The 26,226-nt window shown below is 38.7% G+C and carries 7 protein-coding genes; 2 read left to right on the top strand and 5 right to left on the bottom strand.

What is annotated here, in order from left to right:
* The 4 genes from FJ366_00605 to FJ366_00620 form a co-directional block, all read right to left on the bottom strand.
* Positions 1 to 7,579: hypothetical protein (locus FJ366_00605; protein ID MBM3894090.1), on the bottom strand; the 7,579-nt coding region annotated here is incomplete at its 3' end.
* A gap of 190 nt (positions 7,580 to 7,769) precedes the next feature.
* Positions 7,770 to 13,703, bottom strand: coding sequence for a hypothetical protein (locus tag FJ366_00610; protein ID MBM3894091.1), 5,934 nt, complete (start codon positions 13,701 to 13,703; stop codon positions 7,770 to 7,772).
* 31 nt (positions 13,704 to 13,734) lie between these two features.
* Positions 13,735 to 20,193 (bottom strand): hypothetical protein, encoded by a 6,459-nt coding sequence (locus FJ366_00615; protein ID MBM3894092.1) that lies wholly within the window; start codon positions 20,191 to 20,193, stop codon positions 13,735 to 13,737.
* A 133-nt stretch (positions 20,194 to 20,326) separates the two neighbouring features.
* Positions 20,327 to 22,546: a hypothetical protein gene (locus tag FJ366_00620; protein MBM3894093.1), complete on the bottom strand. Its 2,220-nt coding sequence runs from the start codon at positions 22,544 to 22,546 to the stop codon at positions 20,327 to 20,329.
* Between the two features lie 144 nt (positions 22,547 to 22,690).
* Between FJ366_00620 and FJ366_00625 the strand changes: the two genes are divergently transcribed.
* Together FJ366_00625 and FJ366_00630 are read left to right on the top strand one after the other, a co-directional pair.
* The gene (locus tag FJ366_00625; protein ID MBM3894094.1) at positions 22,691 to 24,280 is read left to right on the top strand and encodes a hypothetical protein; all 1,590 of its coding nucleotides are present in this window, start codon (positions 22,691 to 22,693) and stop codon (positions 24,278 to 24,280) included.
* A gap of 82 nt (positions 24,281 to 24,362) precedes the next feature.
* Positions 24,363 to 24,839 carry a hypothetical protein gene (locus tag FJ366_00630; GenBank protein MBM3894095.1) on the top strand — a complete coding sequence of 159 codons (477 nt, stop codon included), beginning with the start codon at positions 24,363 to 24,365 and terminating at the stop codon, positions 24,837 to 24,839.
* Between the two features lie 69 nt (positions 24,840 to 24,908).
* On the opposite strand, the gene FJ366_00635 is transcribed toward FJ366_00630, so the two are convergent.
* Positions 24,909 to 26,087, bottom strand: coding sequence for a hypothetical protein (locus FJ366_00635; protein MBM3894096.1), 1,179 nt, complete (start codon positions 26,085 to 26,087; stop codon positions 24,909 to 24,911).
* Positions 26,088 to 26,226 lie beyond the last annotated feature (139 nt).

A 26,226-nucleotide genomic window follows, 5' to 3' on the forward strand; every position in this document is an offset into this window, starting at 1 on the left:
CTTCATCGGTCGCATCAACACGATTAGCAAACAAATCACTCACTTGTTGTCTAAATTCATTCAAAGATTGCTCTGAAAGCGAAGGTAACATCTGCTGAAGCTGACGAACCCTATCCCCAAAAAGCATTCCTCCCGTTGCCTGTAAGTTTTGTTGTTGCTTAATAAAATTATTTAAAATGTCTTGAATTTCTTGAGCTCGACCCTTCGCCTGATTGAACATCGCAACCTGAAGCAGCTGGACAATAGCTGTCAACTGAGCAAGCGTTGCTTGAGATCTTAACAGAAGAAGTTGTTGAGCTTTTTGAACAAAAGAATCTTGTAAAACATCATTAAGTACTTCACTTCCAGAAAGCATGTTACTCAAATCTTGAATTCTTTCCTGAAGAAGAGGAACTCGCGCAACTTCTTTTACTAAGGCAGCAAGCATTCGCGGATAGCCCTTTTGCTTATCTGACCGCACAATATTAAGCCAGGATACTTGATTTACAAGATCTGAAAGCGCTTTAAGCTGCTCTGATGAAGCCTCAAACCTTCCCCCAACCAATGCAGAAAGCTGAGAAAGATACCTGTCAATTTTGCTTGCATCCAACGAGGAAATTCTATTGTTCAAATCAGCTATTTGTTGATTAAAAGATAAAATTGTTTGTTTTCCAAGCTGATCTTTGTACCCCTGAAGCTGATTTATTAATGGCGATAATTCAGTTCGCTTTTGCAGCTGATTAAACGCTACCAATTTTATCGCTGCAATAATTTGATCAAGAATAGCAACATCATTTGTTTGATCTTTCAATTTGACCAAATTCCCAACCTGAGCAATAAATCTATTTTGATCCTCTGGCAATGTTAATGAATTTTTTGCATTTGCGATCAAATAGGCTGACAAATCAGTAAACAAAATAGGCTTTGCTAAACCATCAATCGCAGATTGAACCTTAGCCAATAACACATTAGAATTTCCTGCACTACGAACAACAGAATTCCAAAGAACCTTTTGAAGCAACTCGTTCAATCTTTTAATTTCAGAATCAACCGCATCAAAGCGAACAGAAACAAGCGCCTCTAGTTTTACAACATAATCAGAAAGAGCAGTCCCTGTATCATTAAGATTTGTTATTTCATTTTCTAGTTCTGTTAATTTTTCATTATAAGATTTTGATGCTACTTGCATGCCTGAAACGGGCAATGCAAGCTTAGAAATTAACGCATTGACTTCATCTTTCGCCGATGCCATTTGATTTTGAGATGCAAAAACCAACACTTCTTGCAATCGTTTATAATCAAAACCTTCTGAAATTGCTTGCTTCTTTCCATCATCTGAAACCAAATAAGTACACTTATCAAAAAAATCAGTAATCATTTGCGTAGAACTAAAATTTGGATAATCACGCAACAACGCAGCTAAATGATTATAATGATCTACGTACGGAACTGTTTGCTCCAATCTTTTAAGAAGATCTGCTGCTCTTTCCTTTGCCCCTCTGGTGACAAAAAAGAATCTACTTTGAGTAACAATCGATTGTAACCAACTGGTCAAATCAGCGATATTCGCAGCAACCCCCTGTGCTCGATTATTTACCAGCGTATCAAGATCCTTGATAAACTGGGCAGACTCGTCGGCATTTAATGTTGTAGCCTGAGCTTTTGAATCTAAATCTGTTAATCGTGATTTTATTTGAGCTACAGCATCTGAATATGAAACATAATCTTTTTGACTAAACATTTTTGCTTGTGTTTGCAAAATAGCAATCAATTGATCAACCTCTGTTCTTTTTGAAGCCATTTGAAAACGAGCTGCTCGATTTAATAAATTTTCAGCCATCACCAAAACAGCTTTATCTTTTATCGTTTCTCGCTGATCAACAAGCATTTGAGCCTTCGCCAAAAAGAAGTTAACATCATCTGGCGCAAACGATTGATTATTCAATCGCGCATTTAATAGCGCTATCAAATCTGTTACCGGAACTGGCTCTGAAAGAGTCTTTACTAAAGCGGTAAGCGCCTTAAGTCGTACTTGACCAGGCTCATTTTGAACAATTGGATGCCAAATCAACTTATCAATATAACTTTTTAGCAACTCATAATCACTTGCTGCGCCCTCTGCTCTCTTAGAAACAAGATCTGTAATTTTTTTAAGAATTTCGCCAACGGTATCATTAGCAATTCTCTCATTAACAAGACTATTTACAGCTTGTGTGTATTTCAATCCAATCTGCTCTGAAGGAACATATGCTTCAATCACATCGCAAATTTTTAAAACTTCACTAGATCTGTCAGAAAGCTGATTAAATGCCAATCTTTTAAGAAGCGCAACAGCTGCAATTCGTGCATTTTGATCGGCCGATGAAACTAAATTATCTGCCATTTTCTGAGAATAGCCAACCAATAGATTTTTTGTCTCTTCACTGATTTTTGAAATGTCCGATGGTAAGGCTGAAGCCATAACATTAGCTGCATTATAATAATCACTGTACAATAGCGGTTGTGCAAGTTTTGAAATAGCAGTTTCTAATCTAGCAATAGATTGCCTAGAAGGATCATCTGCTATTCCAGGAGCCCTCATCGCAGCTTGAATCACATTACGCAATCGTAAAACATCTTCTTGTTTTGCATTAATTCGATCGGCAACAGCTACATTAACCAAAGAAATAAAAAACGCTGCCGTAACACTATCAACTATTTCAGAAGATCCTCGATTAAGCTCAGAAACCTTTGTTGAAAAACTTAATGATGAAAATTTTGCAGTTAATCGAGCAACAACAGTTTGATCTGAAGATCCCGCTAAAACCTGATTTAATGGTGCATTTAACTGCGAAACTATCGCATCAATGTTTTGAGCTCCTGTCTGAGCACTCGAGTCACTTCCAAATTGATTAGCTTTTGCAAATGCCAAGATTTGCCCAAGAGATGTTTTAAGATCAAACTTCTCAGATGCCGCTTGCTGTCGAGCATCAATCGAGGCTAAGAAAGTTGCTTTTTCCAAAAAGTCCATTTTGAGCTGAGAATCAACAAACTGCGGATATCGTTTAAGCATTTGCTGTAAGTTTGCAACACGTTCAGAAATCGAAACCTGAATCTGTAAAGATGAAACTATTTTCTGAATCAAAGACATGCCATCTTGTTTACTAAAAATAAGTCGACTTGTTCCAACAGCACTCGAGGTCAGCCATCCAATTAAATTATCAACCTGAGAAGGAGTTCCATCAAGCTTGTTTTCGACTAAATTCTGCAAATCATCAAAAAAGCCCTGTGTTTCTGAATCACTTAACGGACGAGTTGCGCCCTGAGTATCAAGCACCGTTAATTTGGCTTTTATTGTATTAATTTTTTGAATATACGTTTCTTCTGCCGATCCAGTTAAAGACGCTTTATAACTCGTTAATTGAGCAATTAACTGATCAAGCTGTTGGCGCTGAGCAGAAACCTGATATCTCGAACCCCGAGTTACAACTTTTATAGCCGCATCAATAACCCCTGGATCACTTTGGCCTGCTCGTTGAGCGGTAAGCTGACCAGCCCTCAGAACAAAATAACTGACATCTGATTCTGCAAAAGAAGCATTTTTATCCAACATCTCTGACAAATATTGTACAATTTCAGAAAATGGAATTGGTTGTTTTACTATAGCTATCAATCCATTAATCTGAGCGTCAAATCGCTGTTTTCCTGCACCAACTGGTCTTTGATTTAATACTTGAGGATTCCACAAAGAATCATCCAAAATTTTATTCAACCGCGAAATATCTGATTCAACACCCTTAACGCGTTGATTTACTGCAGCTGTTGCTTCGGTAATAAACTTCTCCATATCTGCAGATGATGATTTTGCTGAAATATTTTTAAGCAATTGATCTAACGTATCCAGTAACGCACTAAATGATGCTGGAACATTTTGAGCTTTTACATAATTTTTAATTAAGTTACTCACCGGAACCAAGTTGTTTTTTCTATCAAACAAATAGGTATACGCCGCTGAATCAAGAACAGCACTAACCGTAGCGCGCGTTTCATCTGTCGAAGAATCAAGCAATGCTGTCAGCCTAGTTGCATAAGCAACAAATAAATTTTTTGTTACATCATCAATTGAACTCGCAGGCTTAATTTGTCTAATTTTTTCTGCCAAAGGCTGAAGCAACACAACAACATCAGCAAACTGCACTGGCGTTGCAAGTTGCTGCCCCCAGAAATCAAGTAATTTTACAGATCCTCCCGGCGCATTTTGAGTATTAACTTTCGTATAATCATTCATCAAAATTGCTTGATGTAAACTTTTCATTTTATTGAAAAGAGATTCATTAAACATTGGTCTATCGACCATTGCCAATCCAAATAATGTCAAAAACTGAGTCGCTTTATCTGCCGTTGTAACAGAAGGAAACAATCCCTCAAGAGTTGTAATTTTTTCAGCTGGCGCCAACATAGAAAAAGACGCTGGAATGTCCTGAACCAACTGAGCATTGTACAAGGCTTTTAGTGAATCTATAGTTGGAACTTGTGCATCCGCAGGAAATTGAGTCAAAGAATTTGCAAACGATTTTGCAATTTGATTCAAAACTTCCATAAATGGAATTTCAACATTTTTAAAATTCATATACGACTTGGCATCAACTCGAGGCTGTTGGATATAGTTTTTAAGCTCAAATAAAACTAATTTTAAATCACCTAGTGTAACAACTGCGGACAATAAGCCTCGATAAGCAGTTACTTTTGCCGCATCATCAGACAGTACTCTAATATCAGTCAGCTTTTTTTGAAGAGATGAAATAACTGTATAAAATATTTTTGTAGCACTAACATCTTGAACTGGAGGCAAAACTGCAACCGTTGAACTTTCATCAAAAAAGCGTACCAATCCATCAACAGAAACTTTTAATAATCCATCTTTATCTTTTCGCTTCAACGTAAATTTACTTCCGGCCGATACGGTTATAGAAATTTTACCAGGCTCTCTTACTGGAATCATTTCAAATGCAGCTGCCGCATCAAATTGCCCATCAAATTTTGCACAACTCATCCCTGCCAATCGGTCCGTTAATAAATCTGAAGGACTTGCACCAAAAGGAACAGCAATATCGGGCGCGCGCAATACAAGATTATTTAAAAAAGGAGACTGAAATCCAACAACACTGCCATCTGATTGGCTTTTAACCACAACCATTTGCACAGAAGGATCTAATAAATAAGCATCTCCTGAAACAACTTTAACTGTACCGTCTTGCTGAACCTGCAAAAATCCTGATTCTTGGTCCGCAACCTGAAGAACAACAATATCTCCTGCGGTCAAACCAGAAATGTCATTTGCCGAAACATCAACAACGTATCCATCGCTTATTTTTTTTAAAATTTCATTATAAACCGTTTTATCAACATAAGCTGCTAAGCCCTTTGGCATCCAACTTAAAATAAGTTTATCAAGACCAGACGATTGCCACGAGGCCCATTTTGCTTTTGACTTTACCGCACCACTTACCAATAAATTCAACTCCTGAAGAAGAAGATCTACATGAAGACTCGTTAAAATTTGCTCTGCAAGTGTAACATATCCATCAAAGCGCACCTTATCCTGAGACTCCGATCGCAAACCTGAAAGTCTTTTAATAAAACCATCTACAGGAACAAAGCTAAAAACCGTTGCTGGAACTTTGTACGCTGGAAGCGTTGCCGAAGACGCAGAAATATCCAGGGATCTTAATACATTATCCTTGTTAACGTAAAAAAAACCCTGACTTTCAAGATTTCTAAGCGAATACATTCCTACAGCAGAACCCTGAGCAGTTAAAACAAATTTTTCTGCTTGCCCTGCTGTTGTACGCAAACACGTTGCACGTGCAATGTCTGCCTTAGCTTGCGCTAACCACCCTGCAACATTTGTTGTAACAGCTCCCGCTTGAATATATCGATTATTTGCAACAGGAGACTTAAATGAGACGTTTCCATTGGCATCAACTTCCGCAATAAATTGCGCATTAGGATCAACCAAATCTCTTTGAGCCGAAATAACCGTAGCCCCATCACCAAGCGTAACCATAGTCCCAGCACCAGTAGTAATAACCAAAAGAGCATCTTTAATCGGAGATCCGTCTGGAAACGCCGGACCTGCTGATGTTGTGTTCATTCCAGCATTTACAGAAAGCTCAAGTGCCGAAATAGCGTTATTTTGCAAAGCATAAACAGCACTATTTGTGGAATTTTGAGTCACCATATTTTGTCGTAATTTTTGAATTAATGTTTTTGCAAGACTTATGCCTCCTGCATCAGAAAACGTTTTCCATCCCGCTGCGCTAGACCGATTGGAGTCAACATACATCTGAGCTTCGGCAACTAAAAATAAAAAATCATCCAGCGTTGAAATAGCAGTACTATCCAAAAGACGCGTGTAACTTGTAAGCCGCTGCGATGCATCAGCGATTAATCTTAAATCCGATAAAGACTTATGAAATGCTGTAAATTTAATAAAAGAAATAGGGGTTGCATCACCAGCACGATATGGTACAAATGTTCCATCTGCAGATAAATTTGAATTTGGATCCAAGACACGAACAGACAAATCTCCAGCGATATCAACTTTTAAATAACCACTACCTGGCTCGTAATTTGCACTTCGAACAATAAATTGCCCCTGAACACCACTCACAGGCTCCAAGAAAAATTTACCCACGACAGGAGAAGATGAACTAAAATCCGTACCAGAAAGAGCTAAACGTGTAATTTTTTGTCGTTTTGTTGGCAGCCATCCCGGAGAAGCAACAACATCTTCTGCGCTCAGATACTTACCCCCTGCAGAATTTACCTGCAAACCAAAAACATCAAAATCTACTACTAATTTAAAAACAGCAGTTGTATCTAATGGATCTTTTCCAGTCGCTTCCAAAACAATTCCATCATCCGTTGAAACAGCATTCATATATTGCGGAGCGCCGTTAACATTTACCTTAATAATCACCAATTCACCATTTGCAGGAGCTCCAGCAGGCAATCCAGGTTTTGTAAGTAATTTATTAATTAAACTATCTGGATCTGTAATTTCCGCGGTCGAAAAAATAGGTGATGATGCGAGCGTTGTTGGATCAATCGCAGCTCTGAAAAAATCTCTTCGACGTCTTAAAGACGTAAGTAATTGATAAAATGCTTTATTCGTTTCATCACTAATAAAATTTACCCAAATCGTATCAGAGTCAGACATTCGCGAGGTATCATTAACACTCAAAAGAGCTGTCTGAAAAGCAACATTTTCATCATACAATGTTGCAAAATTTTCATCTTGCGTTTTGTATGAAATTAATAACCTGTTGGCAACACTCGTTAAAGCATCTCTAATATCCGCAAGAGCTGTTGTTGGAATTCGATACCAATTATTTCTTACAACAGCGCCAAGATCTACAGGTGCTGCAAAAACTAATGGTCCTGCAGCATTATACACATCAATAAACGATGATTTCGCAGCAGCGGCTTTTATAGCTTTTGAATAATTTGAAGCAGCATCAAGAAGCGAAACCTGATTAGCCTTCAATGGATGCTGAAAAAGAGCTCCAAAAACCGCAAAAACAACGGCTAGTCGCCATACTTTACAAAAATTCATCATACAATTATGTCCTTTAATTACCTAAGCTCGCTGAGCATAAATAAAAATTTTCTTTTAAATACAACTCAAAGATCAGCCCAACAATATTCAAAAGAAACGGGGCCAAATCAATGATTTCTCAAATTTTTTTATTTTTAAGACAAGAATCTACAAAAAATGATGGGGGGAGTAAAAACTCCCCCCATCAAAATTAGATGCCAATACCACTTGAGCTTACAAGTCCAACTGATGGCTTAGGTGCGGTTGAAGCCGCTGGACTATCAACCGATCCATAACTATCAACACCAGTATCTGCGCCATTTGAAATGGTGAATGAAATACCCTGCGCAGAAAGCTCTCCCACCACGTCACTCAGAACCGGTCGCAAATTGCCTGATATTTTTGGAGCAATTGTTGGATCATTCAACATACTGTTAAGTAACGTTGCAAAATTAAAGAGATCGAGCTGACCTGCGCCCTTCAAAATAACACGCGTCTTCCAGAGTGAAATTTTTCTAATAAAGACATCTCTTGCTTCGGTAAATGCCGCGGAATTCTGGTCTTTAACAGATCGTAAAGCCCTCATAACATCATTAACAATAACCATAAACGCTGTGCCAGAAATAAGTGGATAGACCAACCGAGGAAGAAGCGCATTTACTTTTGCAACCGCATCAGCATCATCTCGTAATTGATTTGCTCGTGCTCGGAATAACAAGTCTTTAGCTTGAGCCAAATCATAGTCCTGCGCAGATGCCAATGCAAGCCATGGAACAGCAACAACCCTATCCAACAAGGAAAGAACATATGTTTTTTCATTCGCAGTAAAGCGATCTTTTCCACCAATCCAACGAGTATCTAAATATTTAATAAATTCAGCATACGTTACAGGAAGATTAGCCTGCTCCATTAATGCGGAAACGGCCTCTTTTTTCTTTGTTTGATTAATAATTTTATTATAAAAGACCCCTTCAGATACCCACGTTGTAACAGTAGTAATCAAATCAAACGATAATGCTGCAGGAGAAGAACTTGTTGCTGGCTTGATAACAACCGCATCCGTTCTGTCGTTAATTAATGCTGTCAAATTCATCATAAAGTCATCAACGCATGTTGGCGTCAGCAAGAAATCTAGATAATTTTTTAGACCCAAGAATCGATCGTTATAAGAAATAACTTGTTCATTAGATTCAAAATTCTGCAAGAAAATAAGAACCTTGCCCAATTCTGTTGGTTTTTTTGCAGAATCAAACAACATTACCCCAAAATTGTCTTGCACTAACGTTAATAAATTATTGAACTTCGATCTAACTTCTTCGCTGCTAAAATCTTTCCAAACCTGAGAGTCTTTATCGTTTCGCGCAACATCAACCATTTTTGACAACTCAGCCAAGAAGATACGCAACTCTTCGCTTGATTTAACCAATGGAAGAATTCGCGCATAAACAGCAAACCGTGCAATATAATTTTTCTCACTTCGTGCTGCTAACAACATTTTGTAATACTCATCAAAGACCGTCATTGTAAATGTGGTACCACCAATGTCCTCATTTGCGGCTGAATTTGTATTTCTCACAACGACTGTTTTTTTACCAAATGGTTTTAACGTCAGAGGATCAACTGTCCTCAATCGAGAACTAACAACAAAATTAACTGATTGTGTTTCTTTTGAATCAGTTGGCACGGCGGCAGGCTGCTGCTCAGACGGCAAACCCGTACCGGTAACCCATGATAAATACCCTCCTGTTGCAGTATTTATGAGCTGGACAGTTCCTGCAATAGGATCAACTACCTCAAGCTTAAATGTTTGATCATCAGATTGAGACAATGAAGCAAAAGTTTTCCCCGTTAACGAAATTTCTGTTTGAGCGTTTCTTTTAGCAGCAATCCAGGTTGCTCCCGCGGCAGAATCAACCACAACCGATTTAACATAGGTATTTGGCACAAGCGTCGATCTTAAACCAAGCATGCCCTTTTTTGCATCGGTAATAAATTGACACGAAGGATCAAACAAATCATCTCCACCATCTAGGCCTGCGGCAAGAACATACACAGATCCATCAAATTGACTTGGCACCACTCGAACATATTTTGGATTTGCTCCCATCGTTCTGAGAACCATAATCGATCCCTTAGCCGGAACTCCACCAACACCCGTTCCTACATACCCAGCATCCAGTTTTGCAGAAAGTCGATCAATATCGGCTTTAAAGGTTTTTTGATAACTTTGATCTTGTTCAAGCTGATTAACAATTGCAGCCAAACTCGCACGTGCATCCGCATTCGATGGATCATTCAAAAAGACACTCCATTTTTCAGCGGTTGCGGTAATTTGAGAGATTTCTTGTTCGATAGAATCTATAAATACTTTACGATCTGCATCCGTTACCGCCCCTGCGACATAATACAAATATTTAGCAAATCGAGCTGTAACATCAGCTTCATTTAAAATTGCACCAAGCCTTACGATATAATCAGAAACAGGAATTATTATAAATTGTTCACGCGCCGTTGGAACCAATACCCCTGCTCGTTCCATCCCAGATTTATGCATAGTAATCGGATCAATTGTAACCAATCTTCTGTTTGAAGGGCTCACCGAAACAAAACCACCGGTTGCAACACTTTTAAACGAAATAGATGTTTCTCCCGCAACAGCTGTAAATTCTTCGATAATACGCTGGTCTGAAACATCATTATCAAAATTCATACCCATAATACCAACACCCAAAACATCATTTTTAGCTTTATCGAATGCTGTTTTTGAAACTGGAGTTAATGAGCTGTATCGATCTTCAATATCAATCAAAGACCCATCACTTACCGCCTGCATATTCGATTGATTCATCATCGATTGTAATGTAAGAAGATTAGTATTTTTACGAATAAGCACTTTAAAATGAGTTTTTCCATCAATTGGAGACAAGTCGCCAGCTTCAAGCTGTGTTATTTTTTTCCCTGCAAAGTTCAACAGCTCTTCTGGTACTGTTCCACCAATCCGATCCTTTAACTCTGTAAAATCAGTTGAGCGCAAAGAAACATATCGAGTAACCCCAGTGTCGTCCTTCCAACCCAAAGCAATAACATCGCCATCCTTAAGCAAGCTTTGCGAAGAAAATACTGGAGCTATTGCAAATTTTTCTTCAATATCACCTAAGCGATTTTTTAAAGCCTTTGTTTTTAATGCATCTTTAAATGATGTTCTCAGTTGTTTTAATAAATCCAATACAGCATTCTTTAATGCACTATTGCTATCAAATTTCGTCCAGGTTTTTGAGTCAATTCGTTTACTATCCAAATAACCACCAACTTCATCAAACAACACATAGATGTCATCATTTGTTTCGATTTGAGCAATTAAAGCTTTGTAACCCTGAACACGACCAAGATCTTCCGTTTGTTTTTGTAAATCACCAAGTTTTGTATATAACATTTTTACTGGAATAACCTGAAACGGTGTTGCCAATGACGGAATAGAAGTTGCATCTTTTCCAACAATTGCAGCAGGAGTAGCATCTGCCACTTTTGTTACATCATATGTTCTTACAAAACCATCCGAATCAACACGTAAAAAGGCACGGTTAGCAACGCATCTAAAATACTCCGACCCTGTATTTCCATTATCTATCAATTGTAATCGCGCCGTCCTGTTTGCAACATCCCAAAACCCGGTTGTTAAACCCAAACTATCTTTTGCTAAAGAATTCAAACCAACTCTCGTTCTCAGTGCACGAGCCTCTTTTACAAGATTCTTATAATTATCATCAGGAACTCCAACCTGGAAAAAATTTCCCGGATAAGCAATAGATTCAAAGCTCACAAAATCCCTGAAAACCGATGCTTTAAATTGTGCTTCTGGAGAAACAGGATCTAAAGCAGAAGCCCTCAGAACGTAACTTGGATTTTCAGGATCCAATGATTCTTGAACAACTTCCAAATATCTTCCACTCGAAGAACCTGCAAGCTGCGGAACAAACAATACAACCGCTTGACCATCAAGAGGCAATCCAACAGGCAAAGCAGCAACCGATCCATCTGTTTTTTTCTGCACAGGAATATCAAATTCCGCACGCAACTTACTTAAAGTCATGCGTAAAGAATCTTCTTTTGCCAAAGCCGTTGCCAACATAGAAGATGCAAATGACAACGCATCAGAGAATTTTTGCGCAAGATTTCCCAAATCTTCGGCACGAAAATCTTTTGATTGAATAAATTTTAACATTTCACTCACAACTGCAAGTCGTTTTGCAACTCCAAGATTTGATTGATCAATTGCTACCTGCTTTAATGAATTGCGCCAAAAATCTATTTTTGCACTGTCTTCTGCAGCGTTTCGTATTTTTGCTAAATCAATAAAAAATTGATCGACCATCACCAATGAAAAGGTTTCCCAAGGACCTGCAACTAAACTGCCATCAACAACAGCACCCGAAGGAGACATTGTGCCGGGATTAAAAGTTCTAATTACTCCCTCTGGAGATACCGACCAATACCCTGATTGCTGAGTCACACCAGAAACAAACGATCCACTTTTAAATGAGGCTGAATCTCGCGTTCCCTCCATAAAAAACTGTACCGATTTATTCGCTTTTAAATATTCAACTGAAGGCGCTGTTGCCCTTGCTGGATTATTTGCCATCGCAGCAAATTTTAAAATACCCGAAGCGCCACTCGCGGCAACCGAATCTTGAGCTATAAATCCAGGTGCTTCTTTGTTTGCACCTGTGGTATAAACACACTGAAATCCGATTTTGTCACCATTTGAGATAACATAAAATAACGCAGTATCATCTATGTAATCGGTATTCGTAGCATTCAACAACCATGCTTTTCTTTCTTGAGAGTAACCCGCAGAAACATATTGATTTAAACCAGTTGCTGGATTTTTCCATTGCAATGCCACAATTGTTCCAGAATCTGGAATCTGATCATTAAATGCTTCTGAACCGATAACATCCAATAAATTTTGAACTTCTTTTCTTACATTCGCAACCGATGTTGATGCTTCTGCTGTGTTTTGATCATTAATCTTTGATTGCAAGACAAATTGAATACGCAATCGAATCGTCTTTGCAGCTGCGGCTGTTTGTTTTAATAAATTATTACTAATCAAATGACGAATTAACCGAACTCTATTTACAAAACGCGTAACATCCAAACCTTTAAATGGATCTATCGATGACAAACGATCAATACATAATGCCACTTCGTCTATCGTGAAAGGAGCAACCAAACGAGCAAGCAACTCTGTTCGTAATGCCTGAACACCATTAACCGATTTATTAAAAACACTGACAAGATCAATAGAATCAGTATAATTTCTGTACACCGCATGGCCACATACTTTTTCAATCATACTGCGAAGAGATGCCCAAGAGTTCTCATATGAAAATCCATTTATATATCTTTTTTTATCAACATCAAAATTTGTTGCATCAAAAAAATTAACTGACGATACCGAAGGAACAGATCCATCAGACTGAAACTGAAATGACTGAACCGATACTCCAGAGGCGTTAATAATATTCACAACTTCATCATCATCAAGTCTTCGGTTGACCACATCAGCCATTCTCGCAAAAACATCTTTATCTGGAGTTTGTGCTTTAACTAGTCCCAAAAGCACTAATGAAACAATCGACTTTGTATCTTGTTTTTTCGTAACAGGTTTTGCAAAATTTTTTACCAATGTTGTAAGCTGAGCTTTTAGCTCATCAGAACTAAATGGTGAACCCAGGGCTAAGACAAAATCTTCGCTACTCATATTAGCATCAAGGGCATCTTGCAGGGCCATGTTATCAGCCTTAGATGCACGCTCACGATTATCAATCAGTCCAGAAGTTAAATTTAATAATAATTTTAGATAATTATTTCTTTTTTCAGCATTATTAATTCTTTTAAAGGCCAACCATACTGGATTTGTAATTAAATCCGCCATCGGAGAAATTAATGCAATTGCATCACTGTAAGCATAGTCTCCTGCAGCAGCAACCAAATTATACATACTCGTTGTATTGGCTAAAGCCTCATCAACTGTTTTATTTGCTGCCTGTATTGCTTTTTCATCAGCCGTTTGATTTGCAGACACACCAAAACAAACAACCGAAGAAATCACAAACAAGAGAATTTTCATCTTTTTTATCATTAGGACATTCCTCTTTTTTTACCAAATACCGTTAACTTAATTGATCAATAGCACCCTGAATAACTCCCAAAAGTTTTTCTACCCGTGTCTTCAATTCAGGACTAGACCGTACAAAAGATCTTACAGCTCGAACCAATGTTTTAAATTGATTCAATTCTTGCCGTTGTTGCCGAGCTGTTGCAGCTTTTTGCCACGAAGCCCATTGTTCGGCAAGACCCAACAATCGAACAACAAACCGCTCAACCTGCATCAACGATGCTTCATCTCCACTTGTTGCAAGAGTCGCAAGACTATCTTGATTTGCAGCTAAATACTGCAAATAGGTTGAAACAAATTCACTAAATGTTGGAGCAACAAAAAACAGTGCCAACTGATTTATTACCTGGGTGTTTGTAATATCCATAAACGGCTGATTAGTCCATCCCCAGCCACCATCTTTGACAAGTCCACTTCTAATAGATCCTTTTGCATCATCGGCAAAAAATGGTCCACCAACTGCGGTCGGCGAATCTGGTGCCTTAGAAACACTTCTTAACAACTCTGTAAGTTGAGTGATTTGCGCTGGAGTTAACCCAAAGATCACACCACGACTTATAATTTTTCCATCAACAACAGAAGCTGCTCCACCCTCTGGATCAAGAGTACTAGATTTGTACAATTCCCAAATCTTGCTCATAAACGAATATTTTGTATCCGCACCAAAGGTGATTAATCCATTTGTTGTATTTGCTGTAATAATGTTTTGAAGAAGATCGACAGGATTCATCTGAGCTTTTGAGTTGTTTAATGTTTTTGTAAATTCATCCAACGACGCAGCATCTGCTTTTGAAAGACTTACCCCAAGAGCTTTTTTGTATCCATCAATAAGAGCCGCAAGTCGTTGTCGATCTTGCTGAATCTTACTATCGTCAACAGAAATTCCTGCACTCGTAAACCAATCATTAACCCCGTGCTGAAGTAATGTAATAAATGTTCTTGGACTGCCATTTGTTACAAATTTTTCTGTCGCACCAGGACCAGAGAGATCTGTCAATTGTTTTTCTAAGTCAACAATAATTTCTGTACGATTTTTTGTTTTTCCAAAACTTGGAACACGCGCAACATCAAGAACTTTTACTAACTCATCTATGTAAGATTTTGATGCAGATGCGCTTGAATTATAATCAGCACTAAAGAGTCGCTTAATGTTTTCAACTGATGCTAACAATTTTTCTCTCGCTGGACGATTGCCAACATACTTATTCCAAGAATCCTGAGAATTTCTTACCGTTGCTCGAATCATTGAACTAATTCCATCACAAAATGTAATAGCATCAACAACTTTTTCTAATTTTGAAGAAACATCTAAGAATGTCGCAACTTGCTCATCAAAAGTTGTTTTCTTAAACGCCTCAGAAAGCTGCTGCATAACAGGTGTTACAATCACAATTTCAAACCTTGCAGCATCTGCAAGCGTCAACGGCGTTGGCGTAAACTCATTTCCATTTCCTGAAGGAACAGCATCCTGAGTACGCAAAACAAAATCGGTTGAATCATCAACAACCAATGATTCTTTAAGTTTTGTTGCGACATCAGTTCTCCCAACACCCACATATCCACTATTTACAGCACTTTGTAAAACAACAACAGACGCAAGTCTTTCTCCAACATTTTGAACATCAAAATATGCCGGCAATAACGAAGGCTGATCAACCCCCGCAAGGCCAGTCCACTGAAGAATATATCGCTTTAATGCTGTTTCACGAGAATCTAAAACCAGACTCGTCGGAATAGCTGGAACATTCAAGCGCTTATTTGCTGCATCCGTTGCACTTGTTGCCTGAAACATCCAGCGCTGAATATCATTAGAATCACGCCCTTCATCAACATTTCGAGATGAAGCCAGAGGTGATGGAACAACTTTCATATAAAACTGAGCTGATAAATCCAACATAGTAATATCTGCTAATTTTACATTCCCAGATGATGCATCGACAGAAACATACAAGTCATTAACAATACTTGCTTTTGCGCTAGTAAGTTTTCCGTTTGCATCGATACCCCAAACAGAACGCAACGCAATAATCGATCCATCTTTAACGTTTTTAATTAACCCAAGATTTGTTGGAGTAGCATTTGGATCACAAGCAGCCCTCACAATTGCAATTTTTTCAGAAGAATCAATTTTTCTGATTTTTGTAGAATCACCTTGATCAACAAATGATTGTGCAACTATTGAATTCTTTAAAAGACTTTGATCAGAAAGAAGAATATTCAATCGAGCACACGCCGTAATAGACTTTTTAAGCTTATCAATAGGACTTACCCAATCACTAACCGTCTCTGTAAAATCTGTCCATGTAGCAGGGGAAATTCTTAAACCCTCAAGCCATCGTTCAACAACTGTTAAAAATGAATCAATTCCATTTACAAAATTTGCCTGATCCAACCACGCTGCCTCAAGAACATCCATAGTCTCGCGAGGATTTTTACCAACAAGAGATTGCTGTAATCTTAAATTAGTTGCGGCTAGTGGAGAGAGAAGGAAAATCGATCCTTCTTCACGAGTAATCACCGCAGCTTTTCCATCAACCTTTTTCAAAGAAACGACTTTTGATGTTGTTTGATCTAGCTGTAAAAAGCCGCCAGTTGCCTTACTTTGTAATTTAAATCTTTGCTGCCCACCTGCAGTTGGCCGTCCCTCAGCGTAAAACATGAATTTTTCTAAAAGCGCTGCAGTATCATCAGCCCTAAACTTAGTACCACCAAAACCTACCGACAATTGATCTTGCTCAACGCTAGCTTCAAGAGCAACCCCACTTGTAAGAGCATCTCCAGATGCCGTCTTGCCGGTCATTAAATTAAGATTTTGCAGAGGATCATCTTTTTTCAAACCAAGAGGAATATTTCCAACTCTTACAGCAAGAGTACTCTTGGTTTGCATTGTCACGTAGCCATCTGAAGAAATCAAACAGAATTGCCCCGCACCACCAGACGCTTGAATTTTATTTGCATCAGAAACAGCAACCAAATGACCACTCGCACTATCGCACACCAATCGGTTTGAATACACAGCCGGGGATGAAATTACGCCTGCAGGCGTAACAACCGCAGGCGTTCTCTCTACTTTTAAATTAAACATCACATTTGATTCTGGCCACGGAGCTAACGAAAGAGTAAAGACCTGAAAATCAAAATTTGCTGCTACTTGGCCCGCAAGAACAGCCAACAATCCATTTGATGAAATAGATGCATCTGCAACAATTAATGGTCTTGCTGGTGTATTTGCAGCTGCCTGATTAATGGTAATTTTCTCCCAAGAAGACGCCTGCGCAAGCTGTGCACTATTTGACAACAACAAAGAAGGATTTCCAAAAAATTCTTCGCCTTTTGCTTGAGCCAATCTCCACAATGTTCCTTTTTCGCCATGTAAAATAATAAAACGAGTACTACCAGCTGAAATCCGTATAATATCCTCACCGAGTGCAGCCAAGGAAACATCTTGCCACGAAGAAGTATTTGACTGCTGAGCAATTAATAAATGAGATTTTCCATCAGCAGCGTTAGTTACCACCCCAAAAACATATCCATCGTCTGTAATATCAACACAAGAGCATTTTTGAGAACTCGCAAGAAGCTGCTGCCCTTGATTTAACATCAAGTTTCCAAGACTTCCACCATCTACAGAAACTGCAGCAAATTTTGTTGCTGAACCGATTGCGATATCTCTTCCCATGCAACCAGCAATAGTTTGGTCAGCTCCACCTGAAGGTCTCATAACAATTGTTCCATCATTTTTGAGCATTAAGATAGCATCATCAGTTCCAACAACTATTTTTTTGATTCCAGAAGCCAGTTGTTCACTTGTTTTTTTAACCAAATCAACCTTCACAGCATTTCCAGAACCATCAACACCATACAAACAACCATCTGAACCTGCTGCCACAGAAACCAAATTCAACTGCGATCCATCAACAAGAGCAAACGGCCCTGCAAATCCTGCTGAAGAAACATCGGCCTGAGGAGAAGGCGCTGGAACAACATCCTCTAGTGCCCAAGTACCAAAAGAACCCACATCCGCTATTGTTGTCGATCCATTATCAAAGACAGTCACCTCTTGCAGCCAATTAGAAGATCCTTCTGTAGGCTTGAAAAGATATCCATTAACCGAGGTTAAATAGCCACTTAATGCTTGATTGAAAAATGAAATACCAAGAGGAATTGGAGATGAAGATGCACCCGCAGCTCCTGTTGCTCCCGCAGAAGGAGATTTAAAAGAAGGATAAACAATCCAATTTGTTGCAGGATACTGAAGTTTTTCATCAGGAGGATTTCCACTACATGCAACAGCAGGAACATCATAAACCCGCAAAAGAGAATCTCCTGAAGGAGTTGATAACATATCAAGATTTGGAACCGCAAAGTTTACAGAAAGTGGCGGTTGCTTCTGAACAGCAAGCAACGTTCTTTTTGTAACACGATCAACCAAGCGAATTCCATCACCTGCACCAACTGCAACCCCACCTTGTTGAGCAGAAAGTCCTATTCCCGGCGCAACCATCCATTGCCCAGCAGATGACTTATCCGAAACACAGGTAAGATAAAACACTCCTGGATAAGAAGGATGAGCAACATTACTCACCGCTAAATATTTTCCAGACTCAACGTGTCTCAACAACGAAACAGCCCCATATCTGATACCAGAAAAACTCTCTGACTCTAAATTACTCGAATCAAATGGAACATAAGTCGGCATTGTTATACCATAAAATTTTTTCAATTTCGCGATAGCATCCGCATCACCTCGTCCAGCACATCGCTGTAATACTTCTCGAGGAAAAATATCTTTAAGACGCCATAGCGTCATGACAGATCCCGCTGTTCCCATTGCCAAATCACCTGCTCGCGCACTAACCTCCAAAACAGACCGCACCCCTGATATTGCGTCAAAGTTACCATCTGGCGTTCCTTTTATTTTAGGCATCTTCCAAGGTAACTCTTTTTTCGAAACATCCATTCCCCCAATTGGCTGAGTCATATACACGCCATGATCTGGGTCTTTAGCTCCATCATGAGACCATGCACCACCTTTTATTCGTTGAGCTCTAAATCTAAATTGCAAAGCTCCCGTCCAACTCGATAGCCCTAAATCAATCCCATTTCGTGCAGCTGGGAAAGCATTAATAGTTGAAACTCGACCAACACCCCATTTGCCATCCCCTGGCCACTGAAAAAAGGTATTTGCTAGCGCCTGAGGCTCTGTAGTCCTCATCCACCCATTCACAACCGGAAGCCAACTTCTTGGTTTTGATTTATACGTATCAATACACATAGCTGGATTATCTGTATTAAAGAACGCCCGCTTGTTAGCACCCCAAACATATACACTAAACTTTTGTACAATTTGCCCCTGAAGCCCACCCTGATCAACATTTCCACCAACGGCGGTAACTTCATCAACTCCTAAATCCAAACTCCAAACAGCAGGACCCCCCTTCTGAGTTGTCCAATCAGTATCTTCTTTTATCTTTACCCCAACACCAAAGTCAGGTTCTGAATCTTTAGAATAAACCGGCATAGCAAGAGCCTTTGTTGTTCCTGAAATATTACTTGCAAGAGCAAAATACGCGCCCTTTAATACATAAGAAACTCCGGTACTTACCAAAGATGTGTCATACTTGTCTCCCTTGTGAGTCAACATGTACCAATTATCATTAACAGTTCCAACGCCAGAACCATTTCCTGCAAGATTTACCAAAGTATATTTATCTTTTACCGGGCTTGAAGTACCTTCAAAAATAAGACTGTAGGGAGATTTTATATTAGTTAACGCAAGATTTCCTTTGCGAACAACGTTCTCTAAGCGAAGCTGATTTTCTGAACCATACATAACCAAAGGTTCTAAAGGATTATTAAACCTATCGCCATCCTTGTGCGGTCCTTTTACCATCCAATATTGATTTTCGGCGTATGCTGGAGCGGCAGACGCAAATGCAAGCATCCCAACATCACCGCCCTTTGCCCATTCAATTCCAGGTCCTGCGGTCAGTCGTTTTTCAGGGTTCAAAAGATTATCGACTCTGCTCGACTCAGGATACTGATTATTAACCGGAGCTTCCACTGAAATAATTCCTGTTGGATGTGCTGCACGGTATCTATATGTAACACTATTCGTCGTTTTTGTTTTAGAAAAATAATCATCAAGAGTGTCATTTGCCGATGATAATGTAATAACACTTCCATAAGACAAAAAATTAACATTCTTCAGTTGACTTTCCAGAGTTCCAACACGAGCTCCTTTTGATGCAGGCAAAGGCTCCAGCCTAGTGCCTCGGATTTTTTTATTAAAAGCTTGGATATCAAAAGCGCCACCTCCGACAGCCTGTCCTTCTCGCATCCTAGTTGGAACTGTTTTTTTATTAACAGATGGCTGACTCGCAAACAAACTAAAATCATGCACAAACAATGATGCTATTAAAAAAAATATTCTTAAAACAAACTTAATCGCCATCACCAAATATCCTGCATCCGCTAGCAATCAATATCAGGGGAGAATGGTATGCGTTCAAGAATACAAAAATCAATATCTAATTTAGATTCTTTTTTTAATACCGAATCTTTTTTAATCCCTTATTCAAGAACAACTATTTTTTGTCGTTCGCGGCACCAACTTCTTCAGAAACATGCATAAGTAATAATTTTGCAGCTTTTGATTGATCTTTTTTATATTTTCTTAATAAACGAAGCTCTTCCAAAAAATATTCCGATTCTGATTTTGAAACTTTTTTCAAATCACCTACAAGTTGAAGCATTTCTTTAAACCTATCCATGCCAGGAGAAGACAAGGCTCTTTTTACTTTTTTATAAAACTCAACATCTATAAATGCTTGCTCGGCTCGAATTATCCATGAAGAAAATCCATTCAATTTTGCAACCGATACTATTTTTAAAAGCAAATCAACTAACTGCTTAATTTCACCTTCAGACATATGTTTTTTATCGGCAACAAGAAGCATCATAATATCCCAAAAGTCATTTCGATCATCGATCGATATTTTTAAACTCATACCATCAAGAATTCGTAATAACTTTTCCATTTTTACCACATAAGATTGTTCTAATTTTATTTGCGAAAGCTTTGAAAAAAATGATTGCGTAACAACAGTTTCAACACCCCCAGCTTCAACTTTTGACACGGTAAAAACAACTGATTTTTTAGAATGAGAAGATCGCTCACACGAAACCAAGTTCGACCAACCATCAGCGCCATCACCCCTCAAAAAGCCTATCACGAGACCCGTTTTTTTTGATTTCAGCATACATTCATCACCAACAACAAGCGGTCCTGAAACTTCATCGATGCCAAAGAATGGAGACGAAACAACAAAAAGAGTATCATCTCCCTCTCCGAGATCTTCTAAACTAGAAGCCTGCAAGCGTCCCTGAGTTCCATCCACCTTAACCACGCATCGCACTTCACCAATTTCATCAAGATGGGGGAATGACAACTCTACTTCATCACCATAAAAAATAGGTCCTGTTTTTCCAACTGAAGAAACAAGCGAACATAAATCATATCCAGGAGCAAAAGATTGTCGTGCACCAAGTCCAACTTTAAATTCTTTTGCAATAGCATCTGCGCGCGAAACTAAATGTGGTATTATCGAAAAACAAGAACCTTGCTGTTGCTTTGATGAAATTTTTAAACAGTCTGAATATTTCAAAGAGTATGCTAACAATCGCTGATTTAAATCGTACAGCCATTCAGAAAAATATTTTTTGTGCTCCCCAAATCCTGTTTTTACAGAAAGCTGAAATAGCAATTTTCGAGCAGCTACTAATGCATCTTTATCCAGTGTCATTCTTGCCGAAAAAATAGTTGAAAGAACTTTAAAAAAAAGTTTGTAATTTTTTTCAACAATACGAGTATTCAAATTAGGCGCAAGAACAATCATCCAATCAATTTTTTCGCTCGCTCCAGGCATCAACTTTATACGATTCAAAGCTGCCTCTAAATTTTCATTTTCAAGTTTTTTTACTTTTTCAGTGTCAACACGCTCAACACAACCATCCCATGCATTACAACCTGAAGAACGAAGTGAAACTTGTTCGCCAACATACAAAGGATTTTTTTCTTTTTTGACAACACTCAAGGGAGAATACATTCGCTCTTGTGCAGGAGAGCAAACGGCCAAAAGAATACTATCTTCAGCACCCTGAGAAGAAAAACAATACAACGCTTTTTCGTCATCAAATGCACAACAAATTCCCGAGCGCTCACAATACAACGGCACAAGTTCAATTGCATCGCCCCCCAAAATAATTTGCGGCTGCTCTCCCGGATGACTAACACCAGAAAGGGCTACTTTAAAATAAGCTGAAAGTCCGTCAGCTCGATCGTTTTCAACAACAGGGATATTATTTTTCATACGAACCGAGAAACAGTTATCTCGTTCTTTAAAAAAGCGCATTTTAATAATTTCACCATTATTTAATGCAAACTTCTGTAAATCAGCTTCCAAGACATCTTTCCAATAAGCAAAGACACCTTTGTGCTCAGTAAAGGCAGAGACTTTGGACGCAAGTATATTTTTAACAAGATCCAACAACCCCTTAAGGATCGAAACATTTCCCAAGGTCCGCTGTTTTAAAAGCCCCAAAACAGCTTGCACAAAATCACCAACCTGAGCATCGCTTGCAAACCCTCTATGAATCGCTCGCAAAACATCTCCGTATGCCTCAATGCGCTCAGAACCACTCAAATCTTGATAGCGAGCCTTTGCCAACTTGGTCTCAAAAACATCCCCAGATGCCCCAACAAAAGATCCAATCAAAAAAATAATCAAAAGACTTTTTACGCGCATTGCTTCGCCTCTTTGTAAACAAAAATGAGCATAAATTCCTATTTTAAAGCTTGTCTGCTATACTCTCAGAATTATTATTCAAATTACGCTGACACCTTACCAAAGAAATGCATTGCCGTGTCAACGCTCCCCTGAGGTTTTATCATGCAACATATTTTGGCCCTTGCGCCAGTTGCGCTTACACTTTTTATCGCCTTTCAAACTCGAAGAATGGTTCTTGCGTTTATTTCGGGAATACTTTCTGCAAGCCTTATTTATAAAGATTTTTCGCCACTTGGAGCAGTCACTTTTTCGATTACTCGATTTGCTGAAAAAATAGAGTTTTTTAACCTTTTTAATCTGTCTGCATTCTTTTCTAGCACTCGATTATTTATCTTTATTTTTTTAATCGCCGTCGGATGCGTTATTGAAATAATTAGAATTTCTGGGGCAAGCACGGCATACGCTCAATTCATAAAAAAATACATCAAAGCTCGTCAACAAGCTGAATGCGCAACTCTGGGACTCGCATTATTTCTCTTTTTTGATGACTATTTTAATACCATCACAACAGCTTCTGTGATGAAACAAATAACAGATTTGTTTGGGATTGCCCGAGTCAGATGCGCACAGCTGATCGGAAACACTTCAACTTCGATTGCTGCAATCATGCCTCTTTCAACCTGGGGTGCGGCAATCGTAGGTACACTTGCAAGTGCTGGAATCAATATGGATACAACTGGTCTTATCCCACAGAATGCTTTTTTTGTCTTTTTATGGTCAATTCCTTTCGCGCTTTATCCTATTTCATTAATTATCGTGACATGGATAACAACACTTGAAGGAACTCTGATCGGATACGCCCAACATGAACAGCATCTTGCAGACCTCAAGTCTTCACACCATGAACCAACGGGACATCATCATTTTATTGAGCCAGAAAAAAATACGGCAACTCTGACTGATTTTTTTATCCCAATTATTACGCTGATTGCCTCATTAATTCTTGCAATTTTATACACCGGGAAATTCTATCTCATCTCTGGGAATAATAGCCTTTTTGAAGCTATCAACAACTGCAAACTTGAACTTTCGATGTTTATGAGTGGCATATACACTCTCTTGGTAACCGTTAGTTGGTTTATTATTCGCAAAAAAATCAAACTGCTCTCTTTTTTAGAATGCCTCAAGGAAGGCTTTTTAATGATGTTCCCATCAATTATTATTCTTTCCCTTTCGTGGACCTTTAGCAGTATCATTTCACAAGAACTTTCCATCGGAAAAATAATCATCGAGCAGCTACTCCCACTCTTTTCGATGAACTATCTTCCACCAGCTTTTTTTGCAGTTTCAGCTTTAACCGCGTTTTGTCTTGGATCATCGTGGGGAACCATGACCCTGCTCTATCCAATCGCGATTCCGATGCTTGCTCATCTACAATCTGGAACATTTGACATACTGCTATTTAAAACAATCGGTGCAATTTTGTCTGGCGCCGTTTTGGGCAACAACACATCGCCACTTGCAGACCTTGGAACCATGACCAGCTCAGTAACCAACATCTCGCAAATGGAATACATCAAGGCTCAAATCGATTTTAACAAACCAATCGCTTGGGCAATCTTCTTAACTCTAGTGGCAACAAGCTTTATAGAAACGCCCTCATACACCATTAACTTATTTTCATGCTTGAGCATGGCTATTTTACTTTCCTGGATTGGCGTAAAAACCTATTCACAACTTGAGCAACAATAAATATTTGCCTAAATAATTGTCATAAAGCTCCGCTTACTGGCAGCCTAAACCTTGTTATTACCGTCAAAAAGATAGGATATATATGAAAAAAGGTTTTTTAGGAAAATATAGTCCACTGCTTTGGAATATCTTGATGGGCATACTCAGCCTTGCAACTGTTTATTCAACCGTTTCAGTCATTCTTATCCAAGGTGTTTTAAAAAAAGTTAAAACAAAAATGGAAGAAGCAAAAGAAAGCATGGAAACCATCGTCGATAAATTCAAAAAAGCCGGTGAAAAATACAACGAAGAAATCGAAAACCTCAAAAAAGAAGTAAAAAAACTCAACGGGTCTGCAGAAGGTAACGAAAAAGAAAAAGATTCGGAAAAGAAACCTGAAAAAAAAGAGTCTAAAAAAGATGTCGACAAAGACGAAAAATCTGAAGACAAAAAAGAAAAAGATGCCGATAAAAGCGAAAAAAAGAAGTCCGCAGACTCAGAAAAAGATAAATCCTCAGACAAAAAAGAATCAAAAAAAGACGATGAAATAGAATTCAAAGACGACTCGGATTCAAAGTAAATGATAAAAAATTAAGTAGGGCGAAGAACAAAATTCCACACCCTACTTAATGAAAGTTTTAAAAATTATTTAATCTATGAATGTCCACGCAAAGTTCTCTGCTGTCTCATTAATATTAATAACACCGCTCTCCCTCCAGCGATATCCCACGCGCCGATGGTTCATAGTCTTAACGAGCGGTTGTTCATCGCGTTTGTATAAGCTCACTGTCCCACAAGCTGCAAATAATCTGCAAAAAATTCCATTTGTTCCATAAAAAAGTTTTCTCAATTTTTTATTTGAGTCATTAGAAACTGTTTCAAAATGATTTAAAAGCAGATCAATTCCTCCATAATTCACCAAAAGATTATGCAGTTGCGTCATTTTATCCCACCATTCACCAGCTGAATTATCTGCACGCAGCGGTACATTAAAAAGCTCAAAAATTCGAGTAAATAAGCTCTTTCCATTGTCCATATCCGCCTCGAATGATTGATCTGAAATTTGGTTATTCCCAACAACAGCTAGTGCCCTCAGCGTTGGAAGAGTAGAAACCGCTAAAACAGGCCCAAGGGCTGTATCATTCTGATGAAAATAGGTCACAGCGGGCCCAGCATTTGGTGCAACAGTATGACCGTTCGCCCTTCTTCTAAGACGATTTAAACATTTTTTATATTGCGCGATTAAAGGAATACGCTTCCAATAAACGGCTGCGGCCAAGCCAAATCCTGCAACCAAAGCCTTACCCCAATGTTTTTGCATCATCGCTTTTTCTACAAAGCAAGACTGCAAAAAGTTTAGCAAATATCCAGGTGCATCTTTTTCACACCCATAAATAGTTACAAGTGCATGTACTTGCTCCACAGAGCGCAGCGCTTGTTTTTCCAACCGAAAACCAACCACAAAGGCTTCATCGATCGATGACACAACAAACTTAACCATCGTTTCATCTGCCTTGACTCTACTTAACTGCACAACCGTCATTCGTCTGCCGATAAAATCGAACCATTTTTTTATAGCAGGCGAGGTCGACGACGCAACACCATACCGACCTTGAAATGTCGCAAACTTTTCGTACAACAATTCATCGGTATGCGCCATGCCAAATACTATTTCTTGCTCGGTCGCAGGAAGAGTATCAACCACTTCATACGCAAACGAAACTTTCAAAATCCCCGGAAAGGAAGACCGGTGACTAGAAATAGTCTCAGCTCCAACGGTCATAGATGCACAAACAAGCATCACTAAAACAATCATTCTTTTTATCATCAACAATAACCTTTTTTATTTTTTAAGATTAAACGCTTCTCTAACCTCAAATGTAGATCTTCCTTCATAAAACTCACAAAAAATATCACTTGCTCCAAAAAAAATCATTTTTTACAAAAACATAAAAAGTAGGTTTTCA

The organism is Candidatus Dependentiae bacterium (assembly GCA_016871815.1).
Taxonomy (GTDB): domain Bacteria; phylum Babelota; class Babeliae; order Babelales.